This window comes from Acinetobacter lwoffii (assembly GCF_024129735.1).
Classification (GTDB): Bacteria; Pseudomonadota; Gammaproteobacteria; order Pseudomonadales; family Moraxellaceae; genus Acinetobacter; species Acinetobacter lwoffii_H.
Genome location: NZ_JAMXXK010000007.1, coordinates 19,040 through 31,153 on the forward strand (window position 1 = coordinate 19,040; position 12,114 = coordinate 31,153).

Annotated in this window: 9 protein-coding genes; 4 read left to right on the top strand and 5 right to left on the bottom strand. The window is 38.2% G+C overall.

Annotated elements, in window-relative coordinates; all coding sequences use genetic code 11:
• Nucleotides 1-87: 87 nt before the first annotated feature.
• The 3 genes from NI469_RS03385 to NI469_RS03395 form a co-directional block, all read right to left on the bottom strand.
• Nucleotides 88-1,458 carry a restriction endonuclease subunit S gene (locus tag NI469_RS03385; protein WP_253174421.1) on the bottom strand — a complete coding sequence of 457 codons (1,371 nt, stop codon included), beginning with the start codon at nucleotides 1,456-1,458 and terminating at the stop codon, nucleotides 88-90.
• On the bottom strand, nucleotides 1,458-3,785 hold the full coding sequence (locus tag NI469_RS03390) for a type I restriction-modification system subunit M (protein WP_253174422.1): 2,328 nt from the start codon (nucleotides 3,783-3,785) through the stop codon (nucleotides 1,458-1,460). Before NI469_RS03390 ends, NI469_RS03385 begins: the two co-directional genes overlap by 1 nt.
• Nucleotides 3,786-4,095: 310 nt before the next feature.
• Nucleotides 4,096-4,449: a helix-turn-helix domain-containing protein gene (locus NI469_RS03395; RefSeq protein ID WP_086044667.1), complete on the bottom strand. Its 354-nt coding sequence runs from the start codon at nucleotides 4,447-4,449 to the stop codon at nucleotides 4,096-4,098.
• Nucleotides 4,450-4,903: 454 nt separating this feature from the next.
• On the opposite strand from NI469_RS03395, the gene NI469_RS03400 reads away from it, so the two are divergent.
• Genes NI469_RS03400 through NI469_RS03410 form a run of 3 tightly spaced genes read left to right on the top strand, consistent with a single transcriptional unit; the run spans nucleotide 4,904 to nucleotide 10,764 of the window.
• Nucleotides 4,904-5,545, top strand: a complete 642-nt coding sequence (locus NI469_RS03400; RefSeq protein WP_153566648.1) for a hypothetical protein — start codon at nucleotides 4,904-4,906, stop codon at nucleotides 5,543-5,545.
• Entirely contained in the window at nucleotides 5,535-7,712 is a 2,178-nt protein-coding gene (locus NI469_RS03405) for a hypothetical protein (protein WP_071851768.1), read from the top strand. Before NI469_RS03400 ends, NI469_RS03405 begins: the two co-directional genes overlap by 11 nt.
• Nucleotides 7,705-10,764 (top strand): tyrosine-type recombinase/integrase, encoded by a 3,060-nt coding sequence (locus NI469_RS03410; RefSeq protein ID WP_071851765.1) that lies wholly within the window; start codon nucleotides 7,705-7,707, stop codon nucleotides 10,762-10,764. Before NI469_RS03405 ends, NI469_RS03410 begins: the two co-directional genes overlap by 8 nt.
• Here the strand turns inward: NI469_RS03410 and NI469_RS03415 are convergent.
• Nucleotides 10,759-11,082, bottom strand: coding sequence for a hypothetical protein (locus NI469_RS03415; RefSeq protein WP_082180568.1), 324 nt, complete (start codon nucleotides 11,080-11,082; stop codon nucleotides 10,759-10,761). The two genes, NI469_RS03410 and NI469_RS03415, sit on opposite strands and share 6 nt — an antisense overlap.
• Nucleotides 11,083-11,229: 147 nt before the next feature.
• On the opposite strand from NI469_RS03415, the gene NI469_RS03420 reads away from it, so the two are divergent.
• Nucleotides 11,230-11,556 (top strand): helix-turn-helix domain-containing protein, encoded by a 327-nt coding sequence (locus NI469_RS03420; protein WP_071851762.1) that lies wholly within the window; start codon nucleotides 11,230-11,232, stop codon nucleotides 11,554-11,556.
• Between the two features lie 154 nt (nucleotides 11,557-11,710).
• On the opposite strand, the gene NI469_RS03425 is transcribed toward NI469_RS03420, so the two are convergent.
• A complete protein-coding gene (locus NI469_RS03425; protein WP_005265731.1) occupies nucleotides 11,711-12,076 on the bottom strand; it encodes a helix-turn-helix transcriptional regulator in 366 nt (121 codons plus the stop codon).
• Between the last annotated feature and the right edge of the window lie 38 nt (nucleotides 12,077-12,114).

The following is a 12,114-nucleotide window of genomic DNA, read 5'->3' on the forward strand; positions in this document are numbered from 1 at the left end:
CGCCTCATTGGGATGTTGCCAATCACGTACGTCACAAATCGGCAGGGATAGCCGATTTGGACAACGACAAAAACGTGATGGTGTCATTTAGATACCCTCCTTTTGTTTTTTGTCGTTGCCCGAAGGGCGTGAGGCATGATGCCGAACGTCTATTTTACCTGTCACGGCAGAGGAAATAAGGGCTGTACGGCGTTCTTGCATGAGTTGAATAGCTAATTTAGCCTTTTCAATCAGTTGATCAAAGTCTTGAATATTTTTCTCAATAAATTTAGAAATCGCTACCTGTTCATCTAAAGGAGGTACTGATATTTTTACAAATTGCACTTCTCCACAATTTAAGTGTGGATGCATACCACCTGTACGTATTGAATATAAAGTTGCATATCCATAATCTGATTGAAGGCAATAAGCTAAATAACTACCTGATAATTGTTGTTTCTTTGGTTGTAGGATAATCAAAGCATGACAATTAAAACCTTCCTCAGATTCTGATACTAACCCAACATCTCCAGTGCCCGCACCAGTTTGAACAATCAATACATCATCTTTTTTCAAGATTGATTTAGCGTGGTCATTACTCCATTTTTCTCGTACAAAATAGGCATTATCAAAATTCACTTTACCTTTTTTAATATGCGTTGCTTGTACATATGGAATACCTTCCTCCACTAAAATATCTCTAGTAGGTCCAACATAACCATTCGTAATTTTTTGTGTGACCTTGGATATGGCTATAACATCCCAATGCTTAGGCACTTGCCCTAACCATTCCACACCTGAATCTTTCATCGGTACATTTGGATTTAAACCTTTGGTCACTGCATGACTAATGACCGCTTGACGTTTTTCTTTAAGCAGTTCAATCAGCTTTTCTTGTTTAGCAATTAAAGTATCAATTTTTGCAGTTTCGTGGTCGAGGAAATGTACTATTTGTCTTGCCTCATTTTGACTACTAAGTAAAGGTAACCATAAAGAACCTAAACGTTCAGAATTCAGAATCTTAACCACATTCCCTGTAGCCAAGTGCTCTAGTTGATTCCGACTAGCAGTTAATAAATAGTAATAATATTTAGAAAAGCCCCTAACATTAGGAACAAGTGCTGTGATCTGTTGATTCGTAACTGCTCTCTTTCCTAAAAAACCTAATTTTCCAATAGTTCCTATACAACAAATTAGCGTTGATTGAGCAGGAATAGTACGCTGTGTTTCCCATCCAAGCTTTGTTAAAAACTTCGTAGGTTCCACTTTTTCAGACTCTTCCAAAATATCTTCAGGTCTTATCCATCCATATTCTGTTATTTCATCAGAATAATAAGCTTCCACCGCAGTTGATGGAGTCATTCCAGTAATAAATTTCCCTAGCCGCTTTAATTGAGTAACTCCCCAATGACCAGGAATCGCCCCCAACCACTCAACTCCTGAGTCCTTATATTCCGCGTATTTCTGATACTTCGCCATTAAGAATGTACCTCTTGCAGAAGTGCCATAATTTCACGGCTGACCGCATCCAAATCCGCATCAATCTCTCTTAAATCACGTGGCGGTTCATACACATAAAAATGACGGTTAAACGGAATTTCATAACCCACAATGCCAATTTCACCATCCTGAGCATCACGCTTATCGGCATTAATCCACGCATCAGGCACATGAGGTTGCACCTCACGCTTAAAGTAAGACTCGATTAAATCGGTGGTGCTGACATTTGGATTTAAGGCAATATTTTCTGCATCACGCAAATCACCATCCTGCACAAACTCAACCACTTTGCCTTTATAAGCAAACTGACCATAAAGCGGATTTTCTGAGCCTTTCACCACTTTATTGATGAAAGGTTCAGCTTCGGCATTCTTCCAGGTGATCGCATCAATAAATTGCTTCTTCTCTTTGGTCTCAAGCTTCACATTGGCATCTTTGAGTGCTTGTTTGAGGACATCATCAAAGGCATTAAAGTCATCAAACTGCGCCGTGCCAAGCTTCGCTTGTAGGTTTTCAGCTTTGCGCATTAATGAACGCTGTTCTAACCACAATTTTGATTCAAGCACGGTCTTGATATCTTTTTCTTTCAGCTCGCTAAATTCCGCTTTAATCAGCGCACGGATTTCCACATCAAACTCATCAAGCTGACCATAGCTGTCTTCTGTCCAGTTCGTAGCGTATTGCTCATGAACCTTTTGCATCACTGCATTAAACGGCTTCGGGGCAAAACGTAAGGATGCCACGGCGTCATCACTTACCTGAGCAGATAAACGCAATGGACGCTCAATGGTCACACGGCGGTAGCCAAACTCGTAGCTATTAAAGATTTTGCTAGAAAAGGTTTTAGCAGCTTCATTTTTAGGATTAGCCGATTGACGACCACGATTAGATTTAACCTCTGTAGGTTTATCCAGTTCACGTGCATCCGTCACTTCAAAGTCACCATAACTGCGGGTAATCATTGCGATATCATCTTCGCCCATTTCATTACGCTTAGAGCCAAGCGACTTACGCATTTTGCTGTACAGGTTACTACCATCAATCAGCTGTACTTTGCCCTTACGTTGAGTCTCTTTTTTATTGCTGAGTACCCAAACATACGTCGCAATACCGGTGTTATAGAACATATCGGTGGGTAGCGCGATAATCGCTTCCAACAAATCTGCTTCTAAAATATAACGGCGGATTTCACTTTCACCACTGCCCGCACTACCTGTAAACAACGGCGAACCATTCAAAATAATACCAATACGACTGCCTTGCGCCGTGCTGTCGTCTTTATTACGCATCTTGCTAATCAGATGCATCAGGAACAGCAATGAACCATCAGATACACGTGGCAAGCCTGCACCAAAACGACCTTCAAAGCCTTTTTGCTCATGCTCGTCTTTAATATCTGATTCGATCTTCTTCCAGTCCACCCCAAATGGCGGATTCGATAGCATGTAGTCAAACTTCTCATAGGCCAACTGGTCATTGGACAGCGTATTACCCAGTTTGATATTACGCACGTCCTGACCTTTAATCAGCATGTCTGCTTTACAGATCGCATAAGACTCAGGGTTTAACTCCTGACCAAAAACGCGCATCACCGCATCTGGATTATGCTCATACACATATTCTGAACCTGAGGATAAAAATCCACCCGTACCCGCCGTAGGATCGTAAATGGTCCGAATAATACCGTCACCACTCAGCACATCATCATCCTTGCTAAATACCAGACCTGTGGTTAAGCGAACGATGTCACGCGGGGTAAAGTGTTCCCCTGCAGTTTCATTTGAACCTTCGGCAAAACGGCGGATCAGCTCTTCAAACACCAAGCCCATTTCATGGTTAGATATATTTTTTGGACTGAGATCAATTTTAGGATCTGAAAAATATTGAACGACTTTATAAAGCAAGTTGGCATCATCCAGAAGACCAATAAATTCGTCGAACTTGAAGTGTTCAAAGATTTCACGTGCGTCTTTGGAGAAGTTTTGAATATAAGTATTGAGGTTTGAACGGATGTCCTTTTGACCCAGGCTGCCTAAATCCAGTTCTGAGGTATTGAAAAATGACAAACCACCTGTGGCTCTGAGCAATATCTTTTCTTTAGCTTCCTCTGGCAGTGGCATGAGTTTCACTTTTTCATTGGCTGCCAATACATCTGCTTTACTGGCTTCAAGTACACACTCTAAACGGCGCAACAGCGTAAATGGGAGAATCACACGACCGTATTGCGATTGTTTGAAGTCACCACGCAGGAGATCGGCAACCGACCAGATAAAAGCTGCTACTTGTGAAAAATTATTATTTGTCATTAAAAAATACCGCTAGCACTCAGGCTATAAAAACTTGAAATTTATAGTTTCATTGTGCCTGATTTACAACATGTTTTGCTAGAGATAGACTGTACAAAAGAATATTAATTAGTATGCCTATGAGTTTTTTAAGTATTATTGAAAATAAAGAAATTTTTAGCTTTATGCTCAATAATGAGCAATGGGCCAGATTGAAGGTTGATATAAAATACACCGATCATTAAAAGTTTGTTCTAGTAAGCCCTTCACGTCTGTCCATACCATTTTGGTACTCCCTCAAACTTATCAAGCTCTTTATCGTGAAGGTATATCACCAATCTAATTCTGGCTTTGCGGTCTTTATAACCAGTTTTTGAGTTCGCTTATTATTACCTGAGGCTTTTTTGCGAACTTTACCTTTGAGCTTAAGCAACTGTATCGGTGAAAATGATACTTCAGGTATCAATTGATCTAGATTACCCAACATATTGAGCGCACCTAAAATAGCGATCAGCTCGGCTAGTCGAACATCACCTTTTTCCGCTTGGAGGACAGCTCTTCGACTAACCCAAGCTTTACTAGCAATCTCCGCTTGTGTCATATCTTGATTCAATCGGATGCGTTTTAAGCGCTCACCGATAACTGACGCAATATATAGCGGACTATCATTTTCGGAATAATTCATTATTCATTATCCTCATCTAGCTATGTGTTGTGCCCACCGTCATATAAAAATCAGGTCAAACACCAAAATCTTTAGATCCAAATATGGCACAGCTCTCATGTTAGTTGCCAGTTCTTTGTTAATATCTATGCCTAACTAAATGAGCATTTACCCCTAGCTAAAATTGAACATAATAAACGTCCTATCATCAGTTTCCGGTGGACGCAATCTTGGCTGTTCTTCCGTATAAATAAAATAAGAAAAATACAAAACACAGTTAAACCAGCCACATTCAAAAACAAAGAATCAATAACTTAAATAAAAAAATCTATCTAAGTAACCCTTAGCCTAGTTTTAAAAAAAATTCAAATTCATCAAAAACCACCCACATTTATAACCATTTTCTTGATCTTTTTTTTGAAATTAACTTTTTAAGCATGTCTCTATATACATTAAAAAAATAAGGAGCATGAATATGGCATCTAAACAATCAGGTCAGAAGAAAAACGCTAAAGCAAAGTTTGACTCACATCAGGTCATCCTTGCTCCATATCCACCTTTAAGTGGAATTTACAATTGCTATGCACAAATATTTAGGGCGGCACGGCTGCCTTCAATTATTCAGCCAGATATCAAGTTACTTTGTCTCTCAACAATTTCAGGGAGTGAATTCTGTGTATTAGATAACTTTCTGCTTGTATACGCCTCCAAAAAGCAAAATCTGCGTATAGACGCAAGCTACGTTGTGCTCACCGACATTGATTTACCCAAGCTTGAATATCAATTGAGCTGGCACTTATTCAAATTAATCACTGAGCTTAAAATTAAGATTAACCTTATCCAACCAAATAGCTTATTAAGTGCACTCAATACATCACTCTCAAAACAAGCAATTTACGATTTAAACGCTCTTCATCATGAAAAACCACGGTGTGAGTTATCGCTCGATTTGCTCGCAAAACTTATCGACTGTAGTCGTAATCAGCTCTTGTATCAACAAAAAAAAATCCATTCTAGTTACACCGAAAAAATCCAGCAACTCACTGAAAAATGCGAAGCACTCAAACATTCTGAACCGAGCCCAAACCTTTTTTGGAGAGCGCAACATGCAGGCTAAGCAATTAATTCAGCGCCTTTTAGAGCAAGAGTTCATACACGATCATTATGCTGAAGTACTTGAGCAATACCTAAATCGCACAGTTGATATTCCTGAACTGAAGCAGTTATTAAAGCTCGATAATGAGATAGAGCAGAATCACCAATCACTGTTTCTACCTGCTCCACCTTCTGTTTCAGCACATCCTATTTGTGCGTATATTTATTCAGTACAACAGCACTCCCAGCATTCTGTTATACAGCGATGGTCAGTCCACAATTTACATGCTGTCTGCATTCTTAAATCTATTCCAAATGCAGGTAAAAAAGACCATCAAACAACGATTATTAAAGTACTTGATCGATTTAGGTTAGCAAATGAAGCTTATGCTGCATCGCAGCAAGCAACACAGCTCAGTAAGTCTCAACAAAAATATTTATGGCTATGGCAACAACTTCCTAGCGATAAAACACCATTAGCTGAGTTTGTAAAGAGCTTACGCAGCTTAGAAACCAATTCTAATCTGAACCGTTTTCAATATTTATTGATTCTTGATCTACGGCGTTTTTATGATTATGTGTTGGCACTGAAACCTAAAAAAAATTATTCAGCACCGCCCAAACACATAGATGAACCACATTATCTAGATGAGTACGGCGCAATTTTATGCTGCCCACAAGACATACTACAAAAGGAAGATCCTGCTCTATATTACGAGAAATTACAGGATGAACAGCCAAATCAGCAATACTCCATCAATACAGCACAGGTATCGCCATTAACAAGCCAATCTAGTTTTTTACAACATAAAATTAGCCAGCTCACACAACAACACATTATTAGACAGCAGCATGATTTTATGTGTAGCAAGCATTATCCAGACTTCAATAGCCTGAGCTTACTTGTACAACATTGTCATCAACTCTATTTAAATCATCCAGAAAAAAACAAAGCATATCTTTTTATCTTACTCAGTTTCTTGAGTGGTGTTCCTATTGAGCAATGGCTATATCTACAATCCAGACAACGCTATGCACTCAATAAACGACAGAAGGTCATTTTTGAAAACGATCAATATTTTCTACGTTCCAAATTCACACTGTTTGAGGACTCTGCTTTTGAATACAAAGACCAATTGCTTAATCAGGTGACCCATTTCGATTTGCCTTTAGTAAAAGAGCTGGTAGAGGGTTTAAGACAACCGCCAACAGTGAAGCAAGAACAGGTCGCACATGCATTAAAAAAATGCCGTGAAGAACTCTTCATTCCGTCGTTATCAACTAAAAAAATAAGTGTTTTATTACATCACTGTATTTACCATTACACTCAAAATGAACAACTAGCCGACATTCTTACAGGCATCGATGCAAATCGATCAGTTTCTATTTCATATTGTTCGTATCCAATCTACCGTTTGCAGCAAAGCTATCAGGGTACAGTACAACAACTATCAAATGATTTAGCAAAAGAAATCCATGTCATTGATGATGATCGAGAAAGATTTGGTAGCTGTAAAGCGCCGAAACCTGCAACAGTGACGGCGATATTTGCATATTTACAACATCAGATTATTCAAGCTAAACACCATGGGCAAATGCTTGAGATGTTCAATCATTACAATGTCTGGCTGTGGCATATTTTATTATTGTTCAGTGCTGCTCGACCTGTCAGCGAGTTCCCGGGTTTCTTAAAAAATTTCGATTTAAAACAACAGTGGCTTTGGATTTCTGATAAAGAAATTCACTCAAGAACGGATGATGGGCGTTTAATCCCATTATGTGATTTTGTTGTGAAGGAAATCCGCTTATTCATTACCTACTTAAATGAATTTAAACAACTACACCCAGAGCATCAACCGTATATTCAAGAAATTTTAAGCAGTAAAAGACCCCTTCTCAGTGTCTATCAACATGGTCAATGGCAAGCCCTCAGCCCTCATTTAGTCAACAGTTTCACTCGTATTATGCAACTTGATCATGCCAATTGGCTTAGGCACACAGCTCGTGCATATCTCACCGAAAAAGCAGATGAAAACTTCATTCTGGCTTTGTTTGGGCATGAGCAAAACCAACAAGAAATGGGGCAAAAATTCTCAAGTCTTTCGCTTCAACAATATAAAGAACTCGCCAACTGCCTCAACGATATGCAGCACGCTTACCAAATTGATGGGATGTATGAACATGCTTAAACAAAAACATTATGCACATGAGCGCCGTGCTAAAGATAGAAATAAAAAACAAATGAAAGAGCGCTTACATATTCAATTGATTATTGAGGAGTTTCTCTCCCAAGAAAAATTACAACAGGCACAACAATCACAAAATTTCCCAGATCTCTATAACCAAGTGATTCAGCACTTAGAGCAACAAAAAGTAAGCTTTTCTTTAAAAAAGAGCTTTTATCAGCACTTCCGCAAACACATCATTCAATACAATCGCACCAATGATGCAGACTTACCACTGCCTACGCAGCACCTCGCTTCTATTCAACGAGCCTCTTTACTCTTTAATGAATCTTGGTTAGAGAATTCGAAATATCTCACATATTTAAAAGAGCGACTCTGGCGTTATTGGCATACTGTAGAATATTTTTCGGATGATGAAATTGTTGGCAATCTTCTTATAAGTGCAATCCTGTACGGCGGACTTTCACATCATTCAAGCTTGAATGCTTTACTTGAACATCTCAAATCTGATGAAGCAATCTACCATCTTCAGACCTTACAACTTCCGCTTCTATTCTTAGAACCTCAATCGCCGCAATATGGTGATTTATATGATCCTAAACAAACCTTAAGGAAATCTCGAAATTTTGTACCAGACCGGCTAACACAGCTCTGGATTACTCGATTTAAGACACAATTAATAGATATCCAACACGATTGTTACACTTATATCCGTTACGTTTTTAATGCCTTAGAGCTTTCTTTTAACCAGAAGAAATTTAATCAGCTTTTACAAACCTCCAGTCATTCATTTATGCAACTAGACAAGGTCAAATTAAGCCCTGCGCTTGCACAGTGTTTAACTGAAGAAATAGAAAGCTGTGGCTTAAGTCCAAGTGCTTTTAAACGCTATCTCTCACCTCAGCTAATACTTGACCACTCCGATCAAACTGAAGAACCACAGCCCCAAAATATCAACAACAGAGTAAAAGAGGAAAAATTACACACTGAAGATCCTCTTGAGGCACTTACTGCTTTGCATAAACAAATTTTGACGTTCTTTAAAAATAGGCATAAGACTACCTCGGATCTATGTAACCTGCTGCACAGCCAACATGCCTATCTTCCAGAAAATGCGAAACGGCTTGGGCTTTGGCTATTTAGCTTATTTCGTCCGACTACAGAAGATATTAAGCAAATCACAGAGCTTTATCAGCTCGATCAAAACAAGTACTTACTCTATATCAATCATCAGCAGAAGATTCGTCATTCTTCAATCTATAGTTATTACACTAAACTTGCCGAGTCATGGTTATTACATAGCACCGATTTTATAGAAGAATGCAATCTCAATGATCACCTAGAAGTGATCTACAAGCGTATGTTAAACGGCGTCGGTAAATCTAAATCACAAAAATTTGATCTCTTAAAACGTTTTCATCACTTTCAGCGTGTCATATTTGATGCTGATGTGTTCCCAATGCAGAATGAAAGGTTTCATTTAAGCTCACCGAAAGCCGAAATCATCTCTGCAAAAATATTCCAACAGATGCTTGCGCGACTTGAATACTATAAAAGCCCAAGCTATACAGCCCATGATTTAGAAATGCTCAGTATCGTATATACGATAGCGTTTCGTACGGGCATGCGGATTAATGAAATACTCGGCATGCGAATCAAGGATGTTGAAGGTATTCAAGCCAGTTCAATTTGGATACGTCCATATCGTGCAAAGCATCAACAACATTTACTTAAAACAGATAGTGCTGAACGCAATCTCAACGTTCAAATTCTACTAACTCAAGAGGAGCATCTTAAATTTCAACATTACTGTCAAGTACGGCGCCGTGCTTATAGGCCCAGTCAATACTTGTTCACGATGTGGAACAGTACTGAACGCCTTAAACCTAATATGGTGACACTTCCTTTTCAACGCATCCTAGATGCAATATTGCCTGGTCATCGTTATTCTTTTCATTCTTTACGGCATACTGCAGCGAATAACCTCGCTATAATTTTGACTATGGACTACGAGTTTGTAGTTGCATTCACGGACTATTCAAACGATCATTACAACCTCATCAGAAGTCATCTATTACGCTCTAAAGCACCACAAGACAGCTGGTATTTAATTGCGCACCTGCTCGGTCATATTGAACCAAACGAGACCTTCCGAAGCTATATCCATCTCAGCTATGTGATGGCAGGTTTTCAATTACGTCAATTTGATCTGATGCTTTCCACCCAAATTATTCAAAAAATCTGTCCAACTTTAATAACGCCGTTGAAACATGCTCAAGAGATCCACCTCAGCAGTTTTGACACTCAAATGCTTCAAGCGACTCATGTAATACCATTAGGCATAGATAAACAATCAAGTATGCCAATCAATAAAAAAGAAATTCAGCAAAAACCTACTGATGATTGCATCTATGGTACTGCTCGATCAGAATATCCGTCTGCACTGATCATAAAAATACTCAAAGCATTAGATCAATCTTATACACCTGAGCTTCTGTCTCAAAAGTATGACTTTCCAATTAAGACACTCATGCTGTGGCAACAAAATATACTTAAGCTCAAACAACTCAAAAATCGCAAGAACCGACCTCGCTTCATTATTGATGCTGATAAATCACAACGCATACTTCCACATATTGAAACCAAGGAAGAAAAAATAGTCTTAGAGTATTTTTTTAAACGGCTTAATAAATTGAAAAGTGATGATGCAAACATCTTAAATGCACTACATATTTTTGAAATGAAAGCCAACATTTCACATGCTGGATTAATCTTTAATAGTGCTGATATAAGGCTAGCAAATCGATTTTTGACAGGAATTTATTCTTTATTTCCAGAAAAATATTGGCAGATTGCTATATCTTCTGAAATCTCTGAGGAAAAGCTCATGGAACGACTGCAGTTTAAATTTCTATCTTGCAGCATGAACAGCAGTCTAAATAATTCTTTTAAGTTTGAGCTAGTATCCCAAAACAATGGAAAAGCACTAACCGTCTTACGCTATTGCATGTTGGTTTTACTGATCCTGTGTACGCCGTCGCAACCTAGATCATAGCTGATCTGGCTGATAACCTGAAAACTCATAAAAGTCATGCAACAATTGAGCATAGACATCTGAAAAATTTATTAAGTTTTCTGGTTGTAAACCATAATGGTCAAAATAGCGATCATCAATGAAATAAGCTAATCCTATGTGCGTGTTGAGATAGGTTGATACGCCCAGTTGCCGACAAAAGTCAGGATTATATTGCAACTGTAATTGCGTATTACAAATAATTTTTGAGGCTACAATTTTAGCTACATTGCGAATATTGAGATGGCGAATACTAGGATGCATCGATGTCACAATTCGACTCGAAGAATAATCCATCATGATCGTTTGGCCTTCAATTGATTTAGATTTTTATCAAGTAATGATTTAGTTGCTTCTCGTTTAACAAGTAAACATCTAAACTATATCTATATTTATATAAAAACATGACTAAAACGTCAAGTTTTTATTGTCTATTTGGCGGTAATAATGACACTTGAATTAGACTCGAATGAATTTAAGATTCGATTGAAAGAAGTCAGAAAGCTACGAAAGCTGACACAGCAAGAACTGGCGGAAAAAACGGGAATACCCGTAACCTCTATTGCGCATTTTGAGTCGGGCTCACGTAAACCTTCTTTAGAAAATTTTTATAAGCTCATTGTCGTACTTAATATATCAGCAGACTACATCCTAGGACGAAGTGAAGATATGAGTGCGTTAGGTGTTGATCCCCTTGTGAGCACCCTGCAAAAATTACCTGAGGTAGAGCGGAGAATGATTGAGAAATTCGTTATTTCTTTAGGTCATAATTAGATTCGACCCAGCATATAAAATCTGACGACTTGAAAATTAAAAAACCACCTAACGTGGTTTTTTTGCATAGCCCCGAAATGGATATAAACACATTGTGTGTTTGCTATGTGGAATTGATGATCTAGTATTGCCTAGATGGTTGTTTAAATAGTGATTATTCACTCCTACATTTAGCTTTGTAAGTTTTATACCACTCTTCAATTTCAGCTGTATCAAAATATACTGCTGCTTGACGAGTACTACATTCTTTCAATGGTCTTGGAAATGAAAGATCATTTTCGATGATTTTACGTAAGCAATCTCGTGTTACATTAAGCAACTCACAAACTTGGTTGTATTTTAAGCGAAATGGCTTCATATTGTGACAAACCACTGGTATATCTAAATCATCAAAATTTTTAACAGTACGTACAATACTACGACGAGTATGTGATGTATGTGCTCTAAAATGATCCAATTGAGGATCCTCGTTTAATAATAGAGAAACCATGCTATCAAAAAAAAATAATTCAAATCCCATCCGTCCTAAAACACAAAAAAAGTGATCACGTTTTTGTG

What these genes read in the sequence shown, in the direction of transcription:
- NI469_RS03420 (WP_071851762.1), top strand. Translation starts at nt 11,230, where the DNA reads ATGACACTTGAATTAGACTCGAATGAATTTAAGATTCGATTGAAAGAA.
- NI469_RS03425 (WP_005265731.1), bottom strand. Translation starts at nt 12,076, where the DNA reads ATGGGATTTGAATTATTTTTTTTTGATAGCATGGTTTCTCTATTATTA.
- NI469_RS03410 (WP_071851765.1), top strand. Translation starts at nt 7,705, where the DNA reads ATGCTTAAACAAAAACATTATGCACATGAGCGCCGTGCTAAAGATAGA.
- NI469_RS03400 (WP_153566648.1), top strand. Translation starts at nt 4,904, where the DNA reads ATGGCATCTAAACAATCAGGTCAGAAGAAAAACGCTAAAGCAAAGTTT.
- NI469_RS03390 (WP_253174422.1), bottom strand. Translation starts at nt 3,785, where the DNA reads ATGACAAATAATAATTTTTCACAAGTAGCAGCTTTTATCTGGTCGGTT.
- NI469_RS03415 (WP_082180568.1), bottom strand. Translation starts at nt 11,082, where the DNA reads ATGATGGATTATTCTTCGAGTCGAATTGTGACATCGATGCATCCTAGT.
- NI469_RS03395 (WP_086044667.1), bottom strand. Translation starts at nt 4,449, where the DNA reads ATGAATTATTCCGAAAATGATAGTCCGCTATATATTGCGTCAGTTATC.
- NI469_RS03405 (WP_071851768.1), top strand. Translation starts at nt 5,535, where the DNA reads ATGCAGGCTAAGCAATTAATTCAGCGCCTTTTAGAGCAAGAGTTCATA.
- NI469_RS03385 (WP_253174421.1), bottom strand. Translation starts at nt 1,458, where the DNA reads ATGGCGAAGTATCAGAAATACGCGGAATATAAGGACTCAGGAGTTGAG.